Origin of the sequence: Streptomyces sp. TBY4 (assembly GCF_024213195.1) — a bacterium.
Classification (GTDB): domain Bacteria; phylum Actinomycetota; class Actinomycetes; order Streptomycetales; family Streptomycetaceae; genus Streptomyces.
In genome coordinates this window covers 332164-354712 of the sequence record NZ_JANAVF010000002.1, presented here as the reverse complement: position 1 = coordinate 354712, position 22549 = coordinate 332164, and the positions used below count along the sequence as shown (strand labels likewise).

The window sequence follows — 22549 nt, the reverse complement described above, 5'->3', positions numbered from 1 at the left end:
GCGCTGCGCGCCCCTGCCCTCAAACGCCGGGCGGGCTGGAGTTTGAGGCGCAGCGGCAAACTCCAGCCCCGCCGGCGTTTGAGGCGCGGGGTCCGGGGCGGAGCCCCGGGAACGGTGGAAGGGCGGGTAGGGGACTTCGCCCCGCAGGGCCCCGCCCGGGCACGCACGGCCCCGCCGGCCCGGGCCGGTCAGCGGGCCGGGGCCGGATCCTGGTCGGCGACGGTGCCGCGCGGCAGGGTTCCGCCGAGGACGTGCAGGGCCGCCGCGGCCCTGGCCACCAGCCCGTCCGCCCCACAGGCACGGGCCCCGGCCACCGCCCGGAGCAGGAGCTCCGCATCCCCCCGCTCCTCACCCAGCGCGGCCAGCGCGAGCGCCAGCTCGTAGGCCGCCGGCGAAGCCGACAGGACCTGCACCGCCTCCTCCAGGAGGGCCGCCCTGTCCCGCGGCGCAGCCACCTCCGCGGCTACCCTCAGCGCCTGCCCGATCCCGGACGCGGCCCCGAAGGCACGGGCCCGGCGTACCGCCTCCTCCGCCAGCTCCCGCGCCCGCGCCGGGTCCTCCCCGGCCACCGCGCGGGCCAGGTGGAGCCGCCAGGGGCACCAGGAGGGGTTCTGGATGCCCCGGGGGGTCAGCCGCCGGTCCACCGCCTCCAGCTCCGCCGCGGCGGCCTTGGCCTGGCCGCGGGCCAGCAGCAGCTCCGCGTAGACGGTCTGGGAGTCGGGGAAGACGACCGCCGAGGGGAAGGGCTCCCCGTACTCGTGTTCCCGGGCCAGCTCCCAGGCCTCGTCGGCCCGGCCCCGCGCCAGCAGCGTGGTGACGAGGATCGCGATGGCGTACCAGTGCACGGGCGTGCGCCGCCCGACGCGCTCGGCGAGCCGCAGTCCGGCCCGCGCCAGCTCCTCCGCCTCGGCGAGCCGTCCCCTGCGGTAGCGGATGTAGGCGCGCAGGCTGTAGGCGAAGGACAGGTGCGCCCCGCGCCAGCCCTGCCGCTCGAATTCGGCGGTGCCCGCCTCGAAGAGCTCCTCGGCCCGCTCCGGCCGGTCGGCGTACATGTGCACCATGGCGACGAGCACCGGGACCTCGAAGCCCCGGTCCTCGTAGGCCCAGCTGAACTCGGTCTCCAGGACCCGCCCGGCGTGGTGGAGGACCACGTCGACCGGTTCCCCGCGCAGGCAGGCGTCCCAGGCGCGCAGCCCGATGACGTACCGCTCGGTGAGGTCCCGCCCGCTCAGCCGGTCGGCGAGCTTCGCGAGCCGCCTGGAGCGCGCCGGGGAGTCCGGCTCGGCGGCGTTGAAGGCGTCCCACATGAACTGCTCGGACTGCAGCCGCAGCCGGCCGCGTACGTCCTGGGTGTGCGGGATCTCCCGGGCGAGGCATTCCGAGGCCGCGGCGAGCCGGTCGCTGTGCGAGAGGACCTGGGCCAGCCGGATGACGATGCCCTGGCGCAGCGCCGGGTCCTCGAAGGGTTCTGCGAGGGCGGCGCGCAGGTGGTTGACGGTGTTGGCGGGCTCGGTGAGCAGGGAGGCGCAGCCCAGTTCGTACAGGACGGCCGCCCGTTCGTCGAAGTCCGGGGGTTCGCGCAGGGCGCGTGCGAGCTGGCGGCGGGCGGCTTCGGGGGCGCCGGCCCGGAGGTTCTCGCCGGCGGCCTCGCGCAGGGTGCGCACCACCCAGGGGTCGTTCTCGGGGTGGGTCTCCAGCAGGTGCCGGGCCGCGGCGGAGGGCCCGAGTCCCGCGTCGACGACGGCCGCGGCGGCCTTTCCGTGCAGGGCGACGCGCAGGGCGTCGGGGATCGCGCGGTATATGGCGGTGGCGATGAGGGGGTGTACGAACTCCAGCCCGGCCTCGTCGGCTTCGTCGGCGGCCGTTTCCTCGGCGGCTGCCGACAGGATGCGGGCGTCGCGCAGCCTCCGGGTGGCGTCGACGGCCTCCTCGGTGCCGAGTCCGGCGACGCGGGCGGCGAGGTCCCTGGGGATGTCGGTGCCGAGGACGGCGCAGGCCCAGGCGAAGCGGACGGTGGAGGGGCCGAGGCTGTGCAGGCGGGCGACGAGGCCGCTGCCGCGCTGGGCGGCGGCGAGGTCGCGCAGGAGCGGGGCGCTGGCTTCGACGGGGGCGAGGCCCTTGTCGCGGACCTTCGCGGTGAGCTCGACGGCTTCGAAGGGGTTTCCGGTGGTGACGGCCCAGGCCTCGCGGCAGAAGGCCTCGTCGGCGTGTTCGCCGACGGCTTCGCGGACCAGCCCGGAGACGGCTTCGGCGGTGAGCGGTGCGAGGGTCAGCGGGCGGTGTCCCGCGCGGCCGGGCAGCGTACGGAAGGCCTCGGCGTGCGCGGGCAGTTCGTCGGGGCGGTAGGCGACGACGAGGAGGAGCGGGAGGTGTTCGGCGCGCGGGGCGAAGGCGGCGAGCCAGGAGAGCGATTCGGGGTCGGCCCAGTGGGCGTCGTCGAGGACGAGGGCGACGGGGGCGCGCTGCACGACGAGGTGCGTGAGGACCCAGTCCAGTCCGTCGCGCAGGCCCTGGGGGTCGGGCGGGGCGCCCTGTTCGGCCGCGCAGAGGCCGAGGGCGGGGCCGACGATGGAGTACCAGCTGCCGAGGGCCTCGCGCAGTTCCGCGTCGGAGGTGCCGGCCAGTTGGGGCTGGATGAGCTGGCGGGCGACGTGGAAGGGCTGGCTCTGCTCCTGTTCGCCGCCGCGGGCCGCGAGGACGGTGCAGGCCTTGGCGTGGGCGCGGCGGCGGACTTCGCCGAGGAGCGTGGTCTTGCCGAGGCCGGCGGGTCCGGAGAAGGCGAGCAGGGCTCCACCGGCGTCGGGGCCCGGGTCCGTGAGCTGGTCCAGGGCTTCGTCGACGGCGGTGAGCTCCGTGTCTCGTTCGAACATCGTGCGCCGCTTGCGGGTCCGGCGTTCCGTCATGGCTGGTACCCCCCAGGCCTGTTCGGGGGTTCAGCGTACGCCCGCGCACGCGCCCGGGAAGCCCGGTGCGGCAAATAAAGCTGATCTTCCTTCGGGTGCCTCCGGCTGGTGTATGCGCCGCCGCACGCCCCGGGGGCTCAGCCCGGCGCCGAGCGGGCCGCGAGCGCTTCCAGGACGGCCACGGCCTCGGCGGCCCGGGCGGCGTCCACGAAGAGATGGTCGTGGTGGTACCCGGCGATGACGTTGCAGCTCAGGCCGTGTGCGCCGAGTTCGGTGGCGAAGGCGGCGGTCAGGCCGACGGCGTCGAGGGAGGAGTGGACGCGCAGGGTGATCCAACCGGCGGTGTACTCGTAGGGGAGACCGGCCTCGTCGGCGTCCTCCTGGCTCAGTACGAGGGTGAGCCCTTCCGGTTCCAGGACGGAGGCGACGGGGGTGAGCCCGGCGAGGGCCTCCGGGTCGGTGTCTCCGGGGATGGTGCAGAACACGTACAGCCCGTCGTTCAGCTCGGGCCGCATTCCGCTCAGCAGCTTCTGCAGGTCGTTTTCTCCGCTCACGCCGCCACCGTACCCGGGGTCGGACCGCGGCCGGTCCGACACCCCGGGCCGGCGCCTCCGTCGTCACCAGTACTCGGACCGGTCGGGCTCCGGCTCCTCCTCGCGCAGCCGCCGGTGCCACCAGGCGAGCGGGCGGCCGTGCCACGCCCATCGGGAGTCCGGTGGGCGGAGGTCCTCGATCGTGCGGCGGTGGAACTCCTCGTCCAGGCCGCGCAGCACGCGGCACAGGGCTTCACGGGCGACCGGCGGCAGCAGCCGGTGGTGGTCGCGCAGTTCGTCGCGGACGGTGGCGACGTCGGCGAAGGAGCACCCCGGGCAGTCGAGGCACGGGGAGGGGGACAGGTACAGGTGGCGGCCGGGGCGGCTCAGGAAGACGCGGTACCGGGCCAGCAGGCCGGCGATCTCACCGGCCCGTCCGGGCCGGGCCCAGTGCACGGCCGCGGCGGCTTCGGGTGACAGCCGGTCCACGGGCGGGAGTGCCCGCGCCCAGGCGGGCGGCCGGCGGTCCTCGTACGTTCCTCGTTCGGCGCGCAGCGCGCCGGGCCGTCTACGCGGCATCGCCCTTTCGACGGGTGATCGTCATGGCGGCCATGATGCCGGGACCCTCCGGGGCCGGCAAGGGGATTACGGGCTCCCCACCGGGCCGGCGGCTCCGCGCCCGGTGGTGCGCCGCGTTCCTCCGCTCCGCCGCTCCGCTACGTGAGGTCGAACTCCCCGCCCCGTGCGCCCAGGACGAACTTGCGCCACTCGTCCGGCGCGAAGATCAGCGAGGGGCTTTCGGGGCGGTCACCGTTGCGCATCGCGATGAACCCCTCCACGAAGGCGATCTGGACGTCACCCGCTCCCCGGCTGCTCGACTGCCAGTCCGCCTCGGTCAGGTCGAGGTCCGGCTTTCCCCAGCCGGCCGGCGCCTTCGAAGTCATGCTCTCTGCCACGTGCGTGCTCCTCCCGGTACTCCCGGTTCGTCGTCCCGGGGCCAGGTTAGCCATCGCACGCCGTGCCGCACAGGCCACGGTGGGTCACTCGTGGCCGGTGCGGCACTCCGCCCGGAATCCGGTTTTCGTTCAGGAGCCCGGCTGCTCCGCTCCCACCAGCCACATCGCGAAGAACTGCGCCCCGCCGCCGTATGCGTGTCCCATCGCCCGCCGGGCGTCCGGAACTTGGTGCTCCCCCGCCTGACCGCGCACCTGGAGCGCCGCTTCCGCGAAGCGGATCATCCCGGAGGCTCCGATGGGGTTGGTGGACAGGACGCCGCCCGACGGGTTGACGGGCAGGTCCCCGTCGAGTTCGGTGACGCCGGCCTCGGTGAGCTTCCAGCCCTCGCCCTCCTCGGCGAACCCGAGGTTCTCCAGCCACATCGGCTCGTACCAGGAGAACGGCACGTACATCTCCACGGCGTCGATCTCCCGGCGCGGATCGGTGACCCCGGCCTGCCGGTAGACGTCGGCCGCGCAGTCCTTGCCCGCCTGCGGGGACACGAAGTCCTTCCCTGCGAAGAGGGTCGGCTCGCTGCGCATCGCCCCGCCGTGCACCCAGGCCGGCGGCTTCGGCGAACGGGCCGCGCCCGCACGGTCGGTGAGGATCATGGCGCAGGCGCCGTCGGAGGACGGGCAGGTCTCGGAGTACCGGATCGGGTCCCACAGCATCGGGGACGCCTGGACCTTCTCCAGGGTGATGTCGTGCTCGTGCAGGTGGGCGTACGGGTTCTTCAGCGCGTTGCGCCGGTCCTTGTACGCGACGAGCGAGCCCACCGTGTCGGGGGCGCCGGTGCGCCGCATGTACGCGCGCACGTGCGGGGCGAAGAACCCGCCGGCCCCGGCCAGCAGCGGCTGCTGGAAGGGGACGGGCAGCGAGAGCCCCCACATGGCGTTGGACTCGGACTGCTTCTCGAAGGCGAGGGTCAGCACGGTGCGGTGGACCCGGGCGGCGACCAGGTTGGAGGCGACCAGCGCCGTGGAGCCGCCCACCGAACCGGCCGTGTGCACGCGGAGCATGGGCTTGCCGACGGCGCCGAGGGCGTCCGCGAGGTACAGCTCCGGCATCATCACGCCCTCGAAGAAGTCGGGGGCCTTGCCGATGACGACCGCGTCGATGTCCGCCCAGGTCAGCTCGGCGTCCGCCAGCGCGCGGGCCGCCGCCTCGCGCACCAGTCCGGCGATGGAGACGTCGTGGCGGGCGGCCACGTGCTTGGTCTGGCCGATGCCGACGATGGCCACCGGCTCCTTGCCCGTCGCGGCGGAGGTGCTCATGCTCGGTCCCCTTCCAGGACGGCGACCAGGTTCTGCTGGAGGCAGGGGCCGGAGGTGGCGTGCGCGACGGCCCGGTCGGACTCGCCGCGGTGGATGCGGGCGGCCGCCTCGCCGATCCGGATCAGGCCGGCGGCCATCATCGGGTTGGCGGCGAGCGCTCCGCCGGAGGGGTTGACGGCGACGTCCGCGCCGAGTCCGAGGGCCTTGCGCAGCACGACCTCCTGGGAGGAGAAGGAGGCGTGCAGTTCGGCGGTGTCCACCGGGGACTCGAACACGCCCGCGTGCTCGGCGGCGATCCGGGTCGACGGGGAGTCGGTGAGGTCGCGCAGCCCGAGGCTGTGGGCCTCGATGCGGTGGTCGATGCCGGTGATCCAGGCGGGCCGCTCGCACAGCCGGCGGGCCACGTCCCCGGCGGCCAGGATGACGGCGGCCGCGCCGTCGCCGATGGGCGGGCAGTCCCCGGTGCGCAGCGGGGCGACCTGGTACTCGCCCTGCGGGACGGCGCCGCGGAGCTGGGCGTGCGGGTTGGCGCTCGCGGAGGCCCGGCTGCGGGCGCCGATCGCGGCGAGCCCGGCTTCGTCGGTCTCCCCCGCGTCGATGAGCGCCTGGGCCTGGAGGGCGGCCAGGGCCACCGAGTCGGGCCAGAGCGGAGCGAGGTAGTACGGGTCGAGCTGGCGGGTCAGCACGTCGCGTACCGACCCCGGGGAGGACTTCCCGTAGGAGTAGACGAGGGCGGTGTCGGCCTCGCCGGTCTGGATCTTGACCCAGGCCTCGTAGAGGGCCCAGGCGCCGTCCATCTCCACGTGCGATTCGGAGATGGGCGGCCAGGCTCCGACGCCGTCGAGGGTCATGGTGAAGGAGAAGGCCCGGCCTGCGAGGTAGTCGCTGGATCCGGAGCAGGTGAAGCCGATCTCCCCCGCCTTCAGGCCGGTGGCGGCCAGCACCTGGTGCAGGACCGGCATGACCATCTCGACTTCGCTGAGCTCGTCGGTGCGGCGCAGGTGGTCGCTCTGCGCGAAGGCGACCACCGCGACCTCACGGGCGTATCGGGCCATCAGATGAGCTCCTTGTACACGTCGTAGTCCGCGTCCGGCTCTCCGGTGGGGCGGTAGTGGTCGGGGTAGCGCCCGCCTTCGGTCCAGACCGGTTCCACGCGCAGCCCCATCCGCACCTGGTCGTACGGGATTCCGCCGATCCGGCCGTGGAGGGCGAGCCCGGCGCCGTCGAGGGCGATGTGCGCGTACACGTACGGCACCTCGATGTCGAGGTTCTTGGCCTTGATGTTGACGATGCAGTAGGTGGTGACGGTGCCCGCCGGCCCGACCTCTACCCGGTCGGTCGTCGCCACCCCGCAGGTGGGGCAGGCGCCGCGCGGGGGCACGTACACCTTCTGGCAGGAGGGGCAGCGCTCGCCGATGGTCTTCTGCTCGGAGAGTCCGGCGATGTACGCGGTCTGCGCGCGGCCGGGGCTGTACGTGTAGTCCAGGCGGGCCTCGGCGATGATCCCGGTGACGGCGTCCGCGAACTCCCCGCTGTGCGGGCTCGCCTGCGCCTCGGAGTCCGCCTCCCCGGCGGGCTCGAAGCAGGCGATGTCGGTGATGGCCCCGATCCGCTCCCCGGCCCACCGCACGCGCACCCGCATCCCGGTGGCGACGGCCTCGGGCCCGGGGGCGTCGAGGGCGTGCAGGATGGCGGTGTCGGCACCGTCGAGGCGGACGAGGACCCAGGCGAAGGGCGTGGCGAGGGGCTGGTTGGGGCGCGGCGAGCCGTTCCAGGCCCAGGTGGTGACGGTCCCGGTCGTCCCGACCTCGACCAGGTCCCGCACCTCCTCGGCGGTCACGGGGTCGTACTCGACGGGCGGCACCATCACCTTGCCGTCGGAGGTCGTGACCCCGAGCACGACCCCTTCGCGCAGCCCGGTGAGGAAGGCGCTCTGCACGGGGCCGAGGGAGCGGGTGAAGGGGAACTCGACGACAAGGGGTGCACGGAGGATCTCGGGTGGCGACGCGGCTGTCATGGGTGGGTCTCCGATGTGTGGGTTCCGGGAACGGTCGGGCAAATTCAGCCCCGCCGGCGTTTGAGGCGCAGGGGTCCGGGGCGGAGCCCCGAAAACGAAGCCCCGCCGCGCAAATCCGGCGCCGCCGGGCAAAATTCAGCCCCGCCGGCGTTTGAGGCGCAGGGGTCCGGGGACTGGTCCCCGGCAACGGCGCCGCACCCGCCCGCGGTCCGGCACCCCCGGCAAGGGCAAGGGCACGGCCAAGGGCCGGCAGAGCGGACTACTCCCGCCGATACAGCGCGGGCCGCTTCTCCGCGAAAGCCCGCGCCCCCTCCTTCGCGTCGGCGGTGTCGAAGATCGGCCACCCGCGCAGCAGCTCCGCCGCCAGCCCCTCCGACTCCGTCAGCTCGGCCGCCTCGTAGACGGAGGCCTTCACCGCCTCCACCGCCAGCGGCCCGCACGCGTTGATCCGCTCCGCGATCTCCAGCGCAGCGTCCCGCGCCGTCCCGGCCGGTACCACCCGCCCGACGAGCCCGATCCGCGCCGCTTCCTCGGCCGTGTAGGGCCGCCCCGTCAGCAGCATCTCCAGTGCGTGCGTCCGCGGAATCTGCCGCGGGAGCCGTACCGTCGAGCCGCCGATCGGGAAGAGCCCCCGTTTGACCTCGAACAGCCCGAAGGTGGCCCCCTCCCCCGCGACCCGGATGTCGGTCCCCTGGAGGATCTCCGTGCCGCCGGCGACGCAGTAGCCCTCCACCGCCGCGATGACGGGCTTGCGCGGCCGGTGGTGGCGCAGCATCGCCTTCCAGTGCAGGTCGGGGTCGGCCTTGAGCCGGTCCCGGTACTGGTCGCCCGCCATGCCCTTGCCGGCCAGCGCCTTCAGGTCCATGCCGGCGCAGAAGTCCCCGCCGGCCCCCGTCAGCACCACGGAGCGGATCGTGTCGTCCGCGTCGGCCTCCAGCCAGCCGTCGTACAGCCCCACCAGCAGCGGCAGCGAGAGCGCGTTCTTCGCCTCGGGCCTGTTCATGGTGAGCACCAGCGTGGCGCCGTGGCGTTCCACGGTCAGGTGTTCTGTCCCACCCATTGCCGTCCTCCCGTCTCAAGACCTAGAACAGGTTGCAGTAGGGGCGGGTGCAGTTCAATAGTTTTCTGACACCCAGTCAGATTTCTTGGACGGTCCCCTTCCTTGTTGGGGTTGGCGACGCTCTAATGACCGCCGAGCAGACCAGCCATGGGATTTTCTGGGTCAGGAGGACCGGTGGAGTACAACATTGCCGACCTGTTCGAGTCGGTCGTTGACGTGGTCCCGGACCGCGAGGCCCTCGTGTACGTGGACCACCCCGGGACCGGCGCCGAGCGCCGCCTGACGTACGCGGAGCTGGACGCGGCGGCGAACCGTATCGCGCACCACCTGCTGGACAGCGGCCTGAAGGCCGGTGAGCACCTGGGCCTGCACCTCTACAACGGCGTCGAGTACCTCCAGACCGTCATCGCCTGCCTGAAGGCCCGCCTGGTGCCGGTGAACGTCAACTACCGGTACGTGGAGGAGGAGCTCGTCTACCTCTACAACGACGCCGACCTCGCCGCACTCGTATTCGAGGGCGAGTTCACCGAACGGGTCGCGGCGGCCCTCCCCCAGACGACGAAGCTCCGCCACCTGATCCGCGTCGGGGCGACGCCCGAGGGCGCCCCGGAGCCCTCGATCGCGCCGGTCGCGTACACGGACGCCGAGGCCTCCGGTTCCCCCGGCCGCGGATTCCCGCCCCGCTCCCCCGACGACCTGTTCATCATCTACACCGGCGGTACGACCGGCATGCCCAAGGGCGTCATGTGGCGCGCCGAGGACCTCTTCTTCGCCGGCCTCTTCGGCGGCGAACCGACCGGCGAACCGGTGAAGCGCCCCGAGGAGCTGGCGGAGCGGGTCGCGTCGAAGGGCGCCGGGCTCACCTTCTTCCCCGCGCCTCCGCTGATGCACGGCACGTCCACGCTGACGTCCTTCATCGCCTTCAACTACGGGCAGCGGGTGGTCATCCACCGCAAGTACGCGCCCGAGGAGGTGCTGCGCACGATCGAGAAGGAGAAGGTCTCCAGCGTCTCGCTGGTGGGCGACGCCATGCTGCGGCCGCTCATCGACGCCCTCAACGGGCCCCTGAAGGGCACCGACCTGTCCTCCCTCTTCAGCGTCTCCTCCTCCGGCGCGATCATGTCGGAGACGGTGCGCGCCGAGTTCCAGGCGCTCGTGCCGAACGTGCTGCTCCTGAACAACTTCGGCTCGTCCGAGTCCGGCTCGAACGGCCGCGCCACGAACGACTCCGGTCCGGAGAAGGGTTTCCGGCTGGAGGTCAACGAGCGCACGCAGGTGGTGGACCCGGTGACCCACGAGCCGGTGCCGGTCGGCGAGCCGGGACGGCTCGCGCAGCGCGGGTACGTCCCCCTGGGCTACTACAACGACCCCGCCAAGACCGCCGAAACCTTCTTCCAGAAGGGCTCCGAGCGGTGGGTGCTGCTCGGCGACATGGCGACCGTGGACGAGCAGGGCATCGTCACCGTCCTCGGCCGAGGCTCCCAGTGCATCAACACGGGCGGCGAGAAGGTGTACCCGGAGGAGGTCGAGCAGGCGCTGAAGTCCCACCCGGACGTCTACGACGCCCTGGTCGCCGGGGTCGCGGACCCGAAGTGGGGCAACCACGTGGCGGCGGTGGTCCAGATCCGCGAGGGCGCCGCCGATCCGACCCTGGACGAGATACAGGCCCACTGCCGCACCAAGCTGGCGGGCTACAAGATCCCGCGCCAGCTCGTCATCGCCCCCGCCATCCAGCGCTCCCCGAGCGGCAAGGCGGACTACCGGTGGGCGAAGTCGGTGGCCACGGAGGCGGACGCGGGCTGACCCCGCTCCCCACGCACGACTGCGGGCCGGCACCCCTCGGGGTCCCGGCCCGCGGGCGTGTCCGACGCCATGCCGACAAACGATCACCCGTTCGAGTAATTGATTTGACCGCCCGGGTCCGGCAATCTACCGAATGATCGGTCGGGTTGATTGGGACAAGGGTCGGACAAGGGGTGGGCGGCATGAGTACGTACACACAAGGCCACGACGGCGGTGCGGACGAGGGCGAGCGGCTGGGCCGGGACGAGCTGGCGGCGCTCCAGCTGACCCGGCTGCGGGCGACCTTGCGCCGGGCGTACGAGCGGGTGCCCTTCTACCGGCAGGCCTTCGACAAGGCCGGTCTGCATCCCGACGACTGCCGCTCCCTCTCCGATCTCGCCCTGTTCCCCTTCACCACCAAGTCCGATCTGCGCGACCAGTACCCCTTCGGGATGTTCGCCGTGCCGCGCTCCGAAGTCCGCCGCATCCACGCCTCCAGCGGGACGACGGGCCGCCCGACGGTCGTCGGGTACACCGACGGGGACTTGTCGACCTGGGCGGATGTGGTCGCCCGCTCGATCCGCGCGGCGGGCGGCCGGCCCGGCCAGATCGTCCACATCGCCTACGGGTACGGCCTGTTCACCGGCGGCCTGGGTGCGCACTACGGCGCGGAGCGCCTGGGCTGTACGGTCGTGCCCGCCTCGGGCGGGATGACGGACCGCCAGGTCCGGCTGATCGAGGACTTCCGGCCTGAGGTCATCATGGTGACCCCCTCCTACATGCTGACCCTGCTGGACGAAATGGAGCGCCAGGGCATCGACCCCCGCGCCACGTCCCTCCGTACGGGGATCTTCGGCGCCGAGCCGTGGACGGAGGAGATGCGCCGCGAGATCGAGGAGCGGCTGGACATCAAGGCGGTGGACATATACGGGCTCTCGGAGGTGATGGGCCCGGGTGTCGCACAGGAGTTCGCCGAGACCCAGGACGGGCTCCACATATGGGAGGACCACTTCTACCCGGAGGTGGTCGACCCGCTGACGGGCGCGGTGCTGCCGGAGGGCGAGCCCGGGGAGCTGGTCTTCACCTCGCTCACCAAGGAGGCGATGCCCGTCATCCGCTACCGCACCCGGGACCTGACCCGGCTGCTTCCCGGCACCGTGAGGCCGGCCTTCCGCCGGATGGAGAAGATCACCGGCCGCAGCGACGACATGATCATCCTGCGCGGGGTGAACCTCTACCCCACCCAGATCGAGGAAGTGCTCCTGCGGACCCCGGCCCTGGCTCCGCACTTCCAGCTCCGGCTGACCAGGGAAGGACGGCTGGACGCGCTGACGGTACGGGTGGAGGCGCGCCGCGAGAGCGATGCCGGACAGCGGGAGGCCGCGGCGGCCTCGGTGGTGCGGGCCGTCAAGGAGGGGATCGGCGTCTCGGTCGCGGTGGAGGTGGTGGATCCGGAGACCCTGGAGCGGTCGGTCGGCAAGATCAAGCGGGTGGTCGACCTCCGGGAGGCCTGAGCCGGAGCCTCGAGCGCCCCCGACGGAGGGCCGGACCGCCGCCGGATCCACCCCTTCGGGCCCACTCGGGGGGCCTGCCGGGAAGGCGCGGGTCCCGCCGGGTAGGGAGAGAGGCGTGACCTCGACCTACCGGCGGATCCACGACCGGCTCCAGGCCTCCCAGGCCGGGCTGGCGTGGAGCCGTGGGCGGGAGATGGAGCTGATGCACCGGGCCATGGGCTTCGCCGCCCTCGGCTTCCTCACCCTGGTGCCGCTGCTCGTCGTCGTCGCGGCCGCCGCGCCGGGCAGCGGTTCGGGCTTCGGCCGCTGGCTCGGCCAGGCCCTCGGGGTGACGCGGTTCTCCCGGGAGCGGGTGGAGATGCTGTTCGGCGCCGCGGACCTGGCGCTGGAGCGCACCACCGCCTTCGGTCTGGCCGCGCTCGCGGTCTTCGGCCTGACCTTCGGCTCCGCCGTGCAGACCGGGTACGAGAAGGTCTGGGACCTGCCGACGGCCCGCTGGCACACCATGTGGCGGCACGTCGTCTGGCTCGCCCTGCTGGTCTGCTACCTCGGCCTGCTGGTCGTCATCCCGGCCCCCTCGAACGACGCCGTCGGCACGGTCCTCGGCACCACCGGCGACCTCATCGGCACCTGCCTGTTCTTCTGGACCTCCCAGCGGATCCTGCTCGGCGGGCGGGTCCGCTGGCGGGCCCTGCTGCCGGGGGCCGCGTGCACCAGCCTGGGGCTCCTCGGACTGCGGATCTTCTCCCAGCTGGTGTTCTCCCCGCTGATCGCCTCCAATGCCGTGACCTACGGGCCCTTCGGCACCCTCCTGGTCGTCCAGTCCTGGCTGGTCGGCGTCGGCTTCGTGGTCTACGGCGGCGCTCTGGTCGGCCGGCTCTTCCACGAACACCTGGTCCTGCGCCGCCTCCGGGCCACGGAGCTCGCGGAACTCGATTGAGTGTGCGATCCCCGCCGTGGTACCACTGCACAGTTCGCGAAACGATCACGAGATGAACCTGAGGTGTGGTGGGCATGGCGCTCGGAGAACTGGTGAAACTGCGGGCCATGGGCCCCGAGGACGCCGAGGCCCTGTGGCGCTGGAACCACGACCCCGAGGTCATGCGGTGGATGGACGACCAGCACCCCCAGACGGTGGAGCGCGTCCGGACGTGGCTGGCCGACCGCCCGCGCAATTCCTACGAAGACCTGCTCCTCGGCATCGAGGCGCTCGCGGACGGGAAGCTCATCGGGCTGGTGACGCTGCACGACGCGGAGCCCGAGAAGGGCATCGCGGAGCTCGACATCTACCTGGGCGAGAAGGAGTACTGGGGCCGCGGCTACGCCACCGACGCGGTGCGCACGATCTGCCGCTACGGGTTCGAGGACATGCGCCTGCACAAGGTGACGCTGACCGTGGTCACCGAGAACCACGGCGCGCGCAAGGCCTACGAGAAGGTCGGCTTCGTCGAGGAGGGCCGCCTGCGCCAGGTCTTCCGCCGGGACGGCCGCTGGTACGACATGTTCACCATGGGGCTGCTGTCGGACGAGCTCCGCTGAACCCGCCGGGGCCGGGGCCGCTTCCCGTTCAGGCCGGTGACGAGAAGCGGTCCCGCAGGGTGCGCTTGAGGATCTTGCCGCTCGCGTTGCGGGGCAGGGCGTCGACGAAGAGGATCCGCTTCGGGGCCTTGAAGTGGGCCAGCTTCTCGCGGGCGTAGGCCAGGAGTTCCGCCTCCGTGACCCCGTCGCGCGGGACCACCACCGCCGTGACGGCCTCGATCCACCGTTCGTCCGGCAGGCCGACCACCGCCGCCTCGGCCACGCCCGGGTGGGTGTACAGCACGTCCTCGACCTGCCGTGAGGCGACCAGTACGCCGCCCGAGTTGATGACGTCCTTCACCCGGTCCACGACCGTGAAGTACCCCTCCGGATCCCGGACCGCCAGGTCGCCCGAGCGGAACCAGCCGTCGCGGAAGGCCTTCTTCGTCGCCTCCGCGTCGTTCCAGTAGCCCAGGCAGAGCTGCGGGGAGCGGTAGACCACCTCGCCCGCCGTGCCGTCCGGCACCTCGGCCCCGTCCTCGTCCACGACGCGCGCCTCCACGTGGTGGACCGGACGCCCGCACGACTCCATCCGGCCCTCGTGCTCCTCCGGCCGCAGCACCGTGGCCAGCGGGCCGATCTCGCTCTGGCCGAAGCAGTTGTAGAAGCCGAGTCCGGGCAGCCGTGCGCGCAGCCGTTCCAGGACCGGCACCGGCATGATCGAGGCCCCGTAGTACGCCTTGCGCAGGGCCGACAGGTCGCGGACGGCGAAGTCCGCGAAATCGGGGTGGTTCGCCAGCCCGATCCACACCGTCGGCGGCGCGAACAGGCTGTCCGCCTCCCCCGCCTCCACCAGGTCGAAGATCTCCTCCGCCACCGGCGCGTCCACGATCGTGTTGCGCGCGCCCACCGCCAGGTACGGCAGCAGGAACACGTGCATCTGCGCCGAGTGGTACAGCGGCAGGGAGTGCACCGGCAGATCGCCCTCCGCCAGGTCCAGGGCCGCGATCGCGCTCTCGTACTCGTGGCAGAGCGCCTCGTGCGTCATCATCGCCCCCTTCGGCAGGGCGGTGGTCCCGGAGGTGTACAGCAGCTGCGCGAGCCGGGACGGATCCCCGGACACGGCGAAGGCCCCGGGCTCGGCGAGCCCTGCCAGGAAGGAGCCGGGCGCGTCGCGCAGCGGGCGTACGGAGAACCCCGCGGGGACCCGGCCGGCCAGGTCCGGGTCCGCGAGGACGAGCGTGCTGCCGGAGTTCTCCAGGATGTGGGCGAGGTCCTCCCCGGTGAGGTTCTGGTTGACGGGGACGTGCGTGAGCCCGGCCCGGGCGCAGGCGAGGAAGGCGAGGAGGTAGGCGTCGGAGTTGTGACCGAAGGCTGCGACCCGGTCCCCCTCGGCCAGCCCGTAGCGCCCGCGCAGCACGGCGGCGCCCGTGGAGACGGCCGCGTCGAGTTCGGCGTAGGTCCAGGTCCGTTCGCGGTAGCGGACCGCGATCCGGTCCGGGACGCGCCGCGCGCTGTCGTGGAGCAGTCCGTCGACCGTGTTCTTCCGCACCGGGGTCATGGCGCGATCTTCGTCTGCACGCGCGGCCGGGGTCAATGACCCCGGCGGCGCGCAGGGGTTCAGGGGTGGCGGTACTTGGGGATGGTGGGGTCCTGAGCGGTGGCATCGGCGGCGCGCTGGATCCGGGTGAGGGCATCGGCCGGGGTGAGGCGGCCGGCCATCATCTCGCCGATCAGGCCTGCGATGACCTCACGGTTGAGGGTCTGGTACCAGTCGGTGCGCGGCGCGACGGTGTGGGAGCCGGCCGCTGCGGCCATGGCGCTCGCCGACGCGAGCCCCGGCGGGAGGTCCACGCCCTCGGCCGCTCCACGGACCGTCGTCAGGGAGGACGAGGTTCGGGAGAAGCTGCGGGCCGACTCCTTCGTCAGCATGAGGCGCAGGAGTTCCATGCCGCCCTCCGGGCTGGCCGCGTCCCGGGGGACGACGTAGGCCTCGCCGACCTGGGCCCAGATGGTCCCGAAGGGCATCGCGTCACCGGAGTCGAGGCCCGGGGGCGGGGTCACAGCCATCCGGAAGCCCGGCGGGGTCGTCGCGGCTGCCTCCTTCTCCACCCAGGTGCCGTTGGGGATGAAGAGCGCCTTGCCCTCCGTCCACGCGGTCTGGGAGGCGGTGTGGTCGAGCTCGGGGGTTCCGGGCAGTACGTAGCCCTTCGCCGCGAGCTCGTGGTAGGCCTCGAACGCCTGCTGGACGGCCGGGTGCCGCCAGGCCTGCGGCTCCAGGTTCTCGATGGCCTTCAGTACGCCGGGGCCGCCGATCTTCGCGATGAAGGGGTACAGCGTCCACTGCAGGTAGAAGGGGTACTTGCCCGGGTAGGTCCAGCCGGCGATGCCCTCCCGCCGGGCGGCCTCGCACAGCGACAGCATGTCGTCCCAGGTCTTCGGGGTGCTCCAGCCGTGCCGTTCCAGGAGCTCTTCGGAGTACCAGAGGCCGAAGGCGGAGTAGGCGTAGTTCAGGGCCCACACCTCCTCGCCTCCGAACCGGCCCTTCTGCGCGACGCCGTCGATCAGCGTCTCCCCGACCGTGAGGGCCGGGTCGTCGGCGGAGGGTGCGGCCAGCAGGGGCCGGAGGTCCGTCAGAGCCCCGGACGCGGCGAGCGCGGCCGTCGGCAGGGAATCGGGGCCCGTGTTGTCGAGCAGATCAGGGGGTGTGCCCCGGTCGAAGCGGGGTTGGAGTGCGGCACGGATGTCGGGGACGGCGGTGTGGGTGATCTCCGCCCCGGGGAAGGCGGCCTGGTAGCGGGCCTCGGCCTCCACCACGTACCGGTCGCCGAGACCCCCGTCGAAGACGACGACGTCCAGGCCGGCGCGGACGTCGACTCCGAAAGGACTTCCGGATCGCGTTTCCAATTCGTTCACCCTCAGTAGGTCGGTACGCGCGTCCGCCCATGTGGGCAGCGCAATTATCGCGGCGTATCGAATTCGGTGGTTCGGTAATGCGTGTGGAAATTCTAGTCGGGACCCGTATTGGGTCGACCATAGGCGGACCACAGCTCAAGGAGCTCCCCCACCGGCCAGGACACCCGCTTTCACCTGCATGGATGGAAGCTCCTACAGGAGAGGTTGCCGGTGAGGGGAAGTTTTACGGACGCCACCCCGGAAGAATTTGGGAGGGTGTTGGCGACGACCCGTCGGTTTTCGTTGACAGGGCCGGGCCGGGGCAGGATGCTGAAGCCTGATATTTTGCCCCACCATTCGAGGCAGGTGTGCGTGACCACAGTTCTGCAGTCCCACGTATTCAAAGTCGACGACACCGGGAACAGCCTCCCGTACCTGCTGCACCTGCCGGCCGGCTACCGCGAGGACGAGCCGGCGAAGTGGCCCGTGCTGCTGTTCCTGCACGGGGCCTCCGAGCGCGGCGACGATCCGATGGACCTCGTCGCGCACGGGCCGGTCAAGCAGCTGGCCGAGGGCGCCGAGCTGCCGTTCATCGTGGTGGCGCCGCAGTGTCCGGCGTACAGCACCTGGGCGCCCGAGATCAGTGGCGTCCACGCGCTCCTCGGAGAGGTGGCCTCGCGCTACCGCACGGACCCGGACCGCACCTACGTCACCGGGCTGAGCATGGGCGGGGCCGGGACCTGGGCGATCACCGCCCGCTACCCCGGCCACTTCGCGGCGGCCGTCCCGATCTGCGGTTCGTGGATGCCCGAGGCCGCCGACCGGATCGGCACGCTGCCCGTGTGGGCCTTCCACGGCGAGGACGACCTCAACATCCCGGTCGCCCACACCGACAAGGTCGTCGCCGCGCTGCGCGAGCGCGGCAACGACGTCCGCTACACCCGCTATCCGGGAGTGGGCCACGACTCGTGGACGCGGACCTACGACGACCCCGAGGTCTACGACTGGCTCCTGGCCCAGCGCCGGGCACCCTGAGCCACAGCCGCAGGCACATCCGCACCGACGCGAGGGCCCGCCGGGATGTTCTCCCCGGCGGGCCCTCGCACGTGCTCACTCCCCGCGCAGCAGCGCGAGTTCGGCCCGCAGGGCCGCGTTCTCCTCCTCCAGGTCCGCGATGCGGGAGCGGACCGGGGAGAGGGCCTCGGCCAGCTCCGGCTCGCTGAAGCGCGGAGTGATGTGGCGCGGGCAGTTCCAGTCCCACCCCTCGACCTCTACGGTGACCAGCCGCTCGACCCGGCCCTCGGTTCGGGTCGAGACGAGACGCCGGACGAGTTCCTCGGGGGCGTCGTCGACGGGGACCGCGGACGCGTGCCCGTAGAGCTTGAGCCGGGTGCGCCGTGCGTGGTCGATGAAGAACAGGGCCGCCTTGGCGCTGCCGCGCAGGTTGCCGGTGGTGATGTACTGGCGGTTGCCGCCGACGTCGGCGAACCCGATCGTCGTCGCGTCGAGGACGTGGACGAAGCCGGGCGGGCCGCCCCGGAACTGGACGTAGGGCCAGCCCGTTTCGCCCGCGGTGGCGATGAGGAAACCGTCCAGTCCGGTGATGAAGGCGGCCTCGTTCCCGGTCAGCGGGTCGGGCTTCTCCGCCGGGACGGCGAGCCGGCGGCCCGCCGCGTGGCCGCTGCCCATCTCGTACTGGACCGCGCGTACCCCCGGCGTGTAGGCGAGGCGGGCGTAGCGGCTCATGAAGACTTCCCCATCGTGAGCGGGGAGTGCAGGCGCCCCTCCTGCCGCTCCGGGGCGGAGCCCACCAGTCCTGCGTGCGCGGCCCTGACCCCCGCCTGGAAGCGGCTGTCCGCGGCGAGGTCCTGCATGATGGCGGCGACGTGGCGGCGGAAGGACCGGTCGGACATGCCGATCCGGCGGGCGACGACCTCGTCCTTGATCCCCGAGGCCAGTAGCTCCAGGATGGTGGACCTCAGGTCGTCGAGGGTCTCGGCGTAGCCGACGGTGCCGGGCTCCAGAGGGAACGCTGACTGCCACACCAGGTCGTGGATGCTGCCGAGGAACGTGGCGACGCTGGGCTCGTACACGATCGCGACGCCGGCCTCGCTGTCGGCGGGGACGAACGCCACCTTGCGGTCGAAGGCGAGGAAGCGCCCGTGGATCTCCCGCGAGGTGCGCACCTGCCCGCCCGCCTCGGTCAGGGCCGCCACCCGGGCGCGGGTGGCGGCGTCCCCGCGCGCCGTGTGGGGGTAGAGCGCCTGGGCACGGACCCCTCGGCGCAGGGCTTCCATGATCACCGGGTGGGCGTGCCGCAGTTCGGTGGGTTCCTGGGCCACGCAGGGCTGCATCAGCAGGATCTCGCCGGTGCACTGGCGTGCCGCGTCCATCAGACGCAGCCGGATCTCCTCCGGGTCGTCGGTGACCACCACGCTCTCGCCGCGCGGCCGGTCGCGCCGGTTGCTGTTGAACGCCTCCATGAAGGACTGCAGTTGGCCCTTGACACCCGCCAGCCGGCGACGGTTGTCGTGGATGGCCTGCTCCAGCGGGACGAGCAGCTCGAACTGGGCGGCCTCGGTGTCGACGGCGACGAGCTCGCCCCGGCTGCCGGCCGCGTCCTTGACCAGTCTGAGCGCGCGCAGCACGCCGACGGCCTCGTCCACCCGGCGCCGGGGCGCGTCCAGTTCGCGGACCAGTGCCTCGGGGGTGACGGCCCCGCGGCCGAGCGCGTGCTCGTAGACCTGGACGGCGAACTCGTCGACGTGGCCGTCCGGTCCGGGTTCGGCGAGCAGGCTCCGAGCGGCGGTGGTGTCCATGTTCATCAACTCCTTGTGCTGTCCCCGGCGGCCGGCGTGCCGGTCGGTACGGCGCGCAGCCGCCGGATGGCGGGTACGGCGAGCAGTAGTCCGCTGCAGAGCAGGCCGAGCAGGGTGGCGAACACCATCAGCGGGCGCTGGCCGGTCAGGGCGGAGAGCGGGCCGGCCAGGGAGCGGCCCAGGGCCATCGAGACGAGGGACCCGGCCACGTCGTAGGCGTAGACCCGGTTGAGGAGGTCGGCGGGGATCTGGGTCTGCACCGTGGTGGCCCAGATGACGGACCACAGGGCGAGGCCGGCCCCGGCCAGGCCCCAGACGAGGCAGAGCAGGACGATGCCCGGGCGCACCGCGGTGACGACGGGGAAGAGGGCGAACAGGGCCCAGCCGACGGAGCCGACGGCCAGGGGCCGGGAGGGCCGCACCTTGATCGCCACCAGGCCGCCGATCACACCGCCCGCGCCGAGGGCCGCCATGCCGATGCCCATTGCGGTGGAGCCGAGTTCGGCGACGACGAGGTCCGCGCCGACGGGCAGCGAGAGCCCGGCCACGAAGCATCCGTAGAGGAGGAAGGTCGTGATGACCCCCCACAGCCAGGTGCGGGCGCGGAACTCGTGCCAGCCGGTGGCGAGCTGGCGCAGGAAGGAGTCTCCCCCGGCCGGTTCGGCGGTGGCCAGGCGGAGCCCGAAGAGGCAGCCCGCGCTCACGGCGTAGGTGGCGGCGTAGATCGCGAAGACCACGCCAGCGCCGGAAAGGCCGACGAGCACGCCGGCCAGGGCCGGGCCGAGGACGCCCGCGCTGGATTCGGCGATGCGCAGCACTCCGTTGGCGCGCTGGACGTCGGTCGAGACCTGGGGGACCATGCTGGCCACGCCGGGCTGGAAGAGGGCGGTCGCGGCGCCGCTGAGGGCCTGCAGCAGGACGATCGTCCAGAGCGAGGTGTGCCCCGTCAGGAACATGAGCGCCATGGCGGACTGGAAGGCCAGCCTCGCCAGGTCCGCGAGGACCATCATGCGGCGGGGTGTGAACCGGTCGGCCAGGACCCCGCCGAAGAGCATGCACAGGGCCAGTGCGCCCATCCAGGCGCCGAGGGCGTAGCCCACACCCGCGGTGCCGTATCCGGCGTCGAGCAGTCCGACGGACAGGGCGACGGGAAGCATCGCATCGCCGAGCAGGGAGCTGGTGCGGGCCCCGAAGTAGAGGCGGAAGTTGGTGGTCCACAGCGGGGCCCCGGCCTTGGGGCCGGCTGCCGGGCCGGTGGGCGGAAGGGCGGGGGCGCCGTCGGCGCGGAGGTCGGTCTCGGTGCTCACGCGTGGTCACGTCCTTGGGGGCGGCCGGAGGATGCGGCGGTGACGGGCAGGGCGGCCCAGGCGGCGATGCCGGCCGGGCCGGCCTCCGGGGCGGTCGGGTGAACGATGTAGTGGTGCGGGGCCATGGCGGTCACCCGGCCGGGCAGGGCGAGCAGGGTGCGCTCGTGGACGGCCTCGGGGCTGGCCGGGACGGTGAGGTGGCACACCAGGCGGTGGCCCAGGTGCTCGTCGGGCTCGGCGACGACGAGGTGCGGGGCGTCGCCCATCACCTCGGCCATCAGGTCCCGTACGGCGGCGGTCTCGATCCAGGAGCGGTCGCTGAGCAGCCAGCCCTCACCGCGGGCGACGGGGGCGGGACCGCCGAGGCCGGGTACGTCGGCCAGGGGTACGTCCTTCTCCGCGGCGGCCCGCAGCAGGTGCAGCAGGCTGCGCCCGAACGCCTCGGCCTCGTCCTTGTCGAGGGTCTGCGGGTCGACCCAGAGGGTGAGTTCGAACTCCTCGTCCATCCGGTAGAGACAGGCGAAGAAGCGGCAGGGGATGTCCTCGGCGGGCAGCCAGGTGAGGGAGCCGCCCAGGTCGGGGCCCTCCTCCGGCGGCGGCTGGTGTCCGGGGATCCACACGGCGGGGAGCCGGCCCAGGGCGGACTGGTCGGGGGAGCCCGCTGCCGTGGCCAGCGCGCTCATGTCGTTGAAGACGAGGTCCCGGGCGAAGGAGATGCCGCGCTCACCGCTGACGCCGTTGATCACCTGCCAGACGGCGGTCGGGTCGAACCAGCTGCTGCGGTAGGCGGGCAGGGCGGCGGAGCGGACCCGGCGCACCACGTCGTCGAAGCTCTCCAGCGCGCCGGCGCCCGTGTCGGCAGGGGCCGGGCCCGCGCCCGTGCCCGCGGCTCCGTCCGGTGTTCCGTCGAAGGCGACCGGCAGCAGTGCGTCCTGCGCCAGCGAGCCGAAGAAGCCGCGCAGGGCCCGTACCACCCGGTTGCCGGACAGGGAGGTGGTGACCACGGTGCGGTGGCCTGTGCGGTGCGCGATCAGGGTGACGAGCGCTGCCAGCGCCACGGCGGAGGGGCTGGACCCGGTCCGCTCGGCGACGGCCCGAAGGTGGTCGGGAACGGTGCTGGAGCGGATCGCGAGCCCGGCATGGAGCCAGGAGGTCTTGGCCGGGGCGTCGTGCGGCGTGGTGAACATCGCCTGTGGCACGCGTTCCATCTGGGCCCGCCAGTAGCGCAGGGCGCCCTCGCCGAGTCGGGAGATGGTGGGGCTCTGCTCCAGCGCGACCACCTCGACGGGCTGCATGCCCGCCGCGGGCAGTTCCCGGCCCGCGGAGAGTGCGGCCCACTCGGCGTGGAGGGTCTCGCAGGCGGCGACGTCCATGGCCGCGTGGGTGACCACCCAGACCAGGTGGCGGGGGACGCCGTCAACGGTGACGACCGCTGCGCGGAAGGGGAGTTCTGTGTCCAGGGCGAACGGCCGGGAGCGCAGTCGCCGGGCAGTGCGCTCGGCCGCCTCCAGCGGGTCGCCCGCGGTGTCGACGAGCTCGACGGTGAGCAGCCCTTCCCCCGCGACCTGCTGGACCGGCGGGGTCGCCTGCGGGTAGGTGGTGCGCAGCGCCTCGTGCCGCTCCACGAGGGTGCGCAGCTGTGCGGTGATGCGGCCGAGTCCGCTGTCCGCGTCCGGGGCGGCCGGCGCGTCGAACACCATCGCCAGGCTGAGCCGGGTCGGGTCCTCGTCGACCGTGATGGCGCGGACGATGTTGGCGTGGCCGAAGGAGAGGGGGCCGCTATGGGCGGCCAGACCGGAGAAGGACACCGTGATCTGGGACAACGTGGTCACCTCGGTAGGGGGAATCGGGCAGGTGGAGGAGTCCCGGGGCGCGCGCGTGGGTGCAGGCCCGGGCAGGCGTGCGGTGTACGGGGATGCGGGGGTGCGGGG

Annotated in this window: 19 protein-coding genes; 5 read left to right on the top strand and 14 right to left on the bottom strand. The window is 72.7% G+C overall.

The genetic code is table 11. From position 1 onward, the window contains the following. Positions 1–188: 188 nt before the first annotated feature. The 8 genes from NLX94_RS05910 to NLX94_RS05875 all read right to left on the bottom strand — a co-directional run bounded on the left by NLX94_RS05910 (position 189) and on the right by NLX94_RS05875 (position 8783). Positions 189–2903 (bottom strand): AAA family ATPase, encoded by a 2715-nt coding sequence (locus NLX94_RS05910; protein WP_254381520.1) that lies wholly within the window; start codon positions 2901–2903, stop codon positions 189–191. A gap of 137 nt (positions 2904–3040) precedes the next feature. Continuing rightward, positions 3041–3457, bottom strand: coding sequence for an ACT domain-containing protein (locus NLX94_RS05905; RefSeq protein ID WP_254381519.1), 417 nt, complete (start codon positions 3455–3457; stop codon positions 3041–3043). 63 nt (positions 3458–3520) lie between these two features. After that, entirely contained in the window at positions 3521–4015 is a 495-nt protein-coding gene (locus tag NLX94_RS05900) for a hypothetical protein (RefSeq protein ID WP_254381518.1), read from the bottom strand. 137 nt (positions 4016–4152) lie between these two features. After that, positions 4153–4380: a DUF397 domain-containing protein gene (locus NLX94_RS05895; RefSeq protein WP_302168932.1), complete on the bottom strand. Its 228-nt coding sequence runs from the start codon at positions 4378–4380 to the stop codon at positions 4153–4155. 141 nt (positions 4381–4521) lie between these two features. Further along, positions 4522–5706 (bottom strand): thiolase domain-containing protein, encoded by a 1185-nt coding sequence (locus NLX94_RS05890; protein WP_254381516.1) that lies wholly within the window; start codon positions 5704–5706, stop codon positions 4522–4524. After that, complete coding sequence (locus NLX94_RS05885) at positions 5703–6761, bottom strand: thiolase domain-containing protein (RefSeq protein WP_254381515.1); 1059 nt, start codon at positions 6759–6761, stop codon at positions 5703–5705. The genes NLX94_RS05890 and NLX94_RS05885 overlap by 4 nt, the downstream gene beginning before the upstream one ends. Then, positions 6761–7723: an OB-fold nucleic acid binding domain-containing protein gene (locus NLX94_RS05880; protein ID WP_254381514.1), complete on the bottom strand. Its 963-nt coding sequence runs from the start codon at positions 7721–7723 to the stop codon at positions 6761–6763. The genes NLX94_RS05885 and NLX94_RS05880 overlap by 1 nt, the downstream gene beginning before the upstream one ends. Before the next feature lie 259 nt (positions 7724–7982). After that, on the bottom strand, positions 7983–8783 hold the full coding sequence (locus NLX94_RS05875; protein ID WP_254381513.1) for a crotonase/enoyl-CoA hydratase family protein: 801 nt from the start codon (positions 8781–8783) through the stop codon (positions 7983–7985). Positions 8784–8957: 174 nt separating this feature from the next. On the opposite strand from NLX94_RS05875, the gene NLX94_RS05870 reads away from it, so the two are divergent. From NLX94_RS05870 to NLX94_RS05855, 4 genes are all read left to right on the top strand, one after another. Beyond that, the gene (locus NLX94_RS05870) at positions 8958–10586 is read left to right on the top strand and encodes an acyl-CoA synthetase (RefSeq protein ID WP_254381512.1); all 1629 of its coding nucleotides are present in this window, start codon (positions 8958–8960) and stop codon (positions 10584–10586) included. 182 nt (positions 10587–10768) lie between these two features. Further along, a complete protein-coding gene (paaK, locus tag NLX94_RS05865; protein WP_254381511.1) occupies positions 10769–12079 on the top strand; it encodes a phenylacetate--CoA ligase PaaK in 1311 nt (436 codons plus the stop codon). Between the two features lie 115 nt (positions 12080–12194). Further along, entirely contained in the window at positions 12195–13019 is an 825-nt protein-coding gene (locus tag NLX94_RS05860; protein WP_254381510.1) for a YhjD/YihY/BrkB family envelope integrity protein, read from the top strand. Between the two features lie 74 nt (positions 13020–13093). Beyond that, a complete protein-coding gene (locus NLX94_RS05855; RefSeq protein WP_254381509.1) occupies positions 13094–13618 on the top strand; it encodes a GNAT family N-acetyltransferase in 525 nt (174 codons plus the stop codon). 28 nt (positions 13619–13646) lie between these two features. Here the strand turns inward: NLX94_RS05855 and NLX94_RS05850 are convergent, their stop codons facing one another. Both NLX94_RS05850 and ngcE read right to left on the bottom strand, forming a co-directional pair. Then, on the bottom strand, positions 13647–15158 hold the full coding sequence (locus tag NLX94_RS05850; RefSeq protein ID WP_254381508.1) for a fatty acyl-CoA synthetase: 1512 nt from the start codon (positions 15156–15158) through the stop codon (positions 13647–13649). A 59-nt stretch (positions 15159–15217) separates the two neighbouring features. After that, complete coding sequence (ngcE, locus tag NLX94_RS05845; protein WP_254381507.1) at positions 15218–16513, bottom strand: N-acetylglucosamine/diacetylchitobiose ABC transporter substrate-binding protein; 1296 nt, start codon at positions 16511–16513, stop codon at positions 15218–15220. Between the two features lie 351 nt (positions 16514–16864). Between ngcE and NLX94_RS05840 the strand changes: the two genes are divergently transcribed. Then, the gene (locus tag NLX94_RS05840) at positions 16865–17527 is read left to right on the top strand and encodes a prolyl oligopeptidase family serine peptidase (RefSeq protein ID WP_254381506.1); all 663 of its coding nucleotides are present in this window, start codon (positions 16865–16867) and stop codon (positions 17525–17527) included. 75 nt (positions 17528–17602) lie between these two features. Here the strand turns inward: NLX94_RS05840 and NLX94_RS05835 are convergent, their stop codons facing one another. From NLX94_RS05835 to NLX94_RS38825, 4 genes are read right to left on the bottom strand one after another with little or no spacing between them, the layout of a single operon-like run. Further along, positions 17603–18238: a pyridoxamine 5'-phosphate oxidase family protein gene (locus NLX94_RS05835; protein WP_254381505.1), complete on the bottom strand. Its 636-nt coding sequence runs from the start codon at positions 18236–18238 to the stop codon at positions 17603–17605. Next, the gene (locus NLX94_RS05830) at positions 18235–19311 is read right to left on the bottom strand and encodes a LuxR family transcriptional regulator (protein WP_254381504.1); all 1077 of its coding nucleotides are present in this window, start codon (positions 19309–19311) and stop codon (positions 18235–18237) included. The genes NLX94_RS05835 and NLX94_RS05830 overlap by 4 nt, the downstream gene beginning before the upstream one ends. A gap of 5 nt (positions 19312–19316) precedes the next feature. After that, a complete protein-coding gene (locus tag NLX94_RS05825) occupies positions 19317–20618 on the bottom strand; it encodes an MFS transporter (protein ID WP_254381503.1) in 1302 nt (433 codons plus the stop codon). Beyond that, positions 20615–22441 (bottom strand): condensation domain-containing protein, encoded by a 1827-nt coding sequence (locus NLX94_RS38825; RefSeq protein WP_302168840.1) that lies wholly within the window; start codon positions 22439–22441, stop codon positions 20615–20617. The genes NLX94_RS05825 and NLX94_RS38825 overlap by 4 nt, the downstream gene beginning before the upstream one ends. Between the last annotated feature and the right edge of the window lie 108 nt (positions 22442–22549).

Excerpts from the sequence above, each read along its gene's own strand:
- NLX94_RS05895 (WP_302168932.1), bottom strand. The coding sequence starts at position 4,380 with ATGACTTCGAAGGCGCCGGCCGGCTGGGGAAAGCCGGACCTCGACCTG.
- NLX94_RS05900 (WP_254381518.1), bottom strand. The coding sequence starts at position 4,015 with ATGCCGCGTAGACGGCCCGGCGCGCTGCGCGCCGAACGAGGAACGTAC.
- NLX94_RS05875 (WP_254381513.1), bottom strand. The coding sequence starts at position 8,783 with ATGGGTGGGACAGAACACCTGACCGTGGAACGCCACGGCGCCACGCTG.
- NLX94_RS05880 (WP_254381514.1), bottom strand. The coding sequence starts at position 7,723 with ATGACAGCCGCGTCGCCACCCGAGATCCTCCGTGCACCCCTTGTCGTC.
- NLX94_RS05835 (WP_254381505.1), bottom strand. The coding sequence starts at position 18,238 with ATGAGCCGCTACGCCCGCCTCGCCTACACGCCGGGGGTACGCGCGGTC.
- NLX94_RS05850 (WP_254381508.1), bottom strand. The coding sequence starts at position 15,158 with ATGACCCCGGTGCGGAAGAACACGGTCGACGGACTGCTCCACGACAGC.
- NLX94_RS05890 (WP_254381516.1), bottom strand. The coding sequence starts at position 5,706 with ATGAGCACCTCCGCCGCGACGGGCAAGGAGCCGGTGGCCATCGTCGGC.
- NLX94_RS05910 (WP_254381520.1), bottom strand. The coding sequence starts at position 2,903 with ATGACGGAACGCCGGACCCGCAAGCGGCGCACGATGTTCGAACGAGAC.
- NLX94_RS05830 (WP_254381504.1), bottom strand. The coding sequence starts at position 19,311 with ATGGACACCACCGCCGCTCGGAGCCTGCTCGCCGAACCCGGACCGGAC.
- paaK (WP_254381511.1), top strand. The coding sequence starts at position 10,769 with ATGAGTACGTACACACAAGGCCACGACGGCGGTGCGGACGAGGGCGAG.
- NLX94_RS05855 (WP_254381509.1), top strand. The coding sequence starts at position 13,094 with ATGGCGCTCGGAGAACTGGTGAAACTGCGGGCCATGGGCCCCGAGGAC.
- NLX94_RS05885 (WP_254381515.1), bottom strand. The coding sequence starts at position 6,761 with ATGGCCCGATACGCCCGTGAGGTCGCGGTGGTCGCCTTCGCGCAGAGC.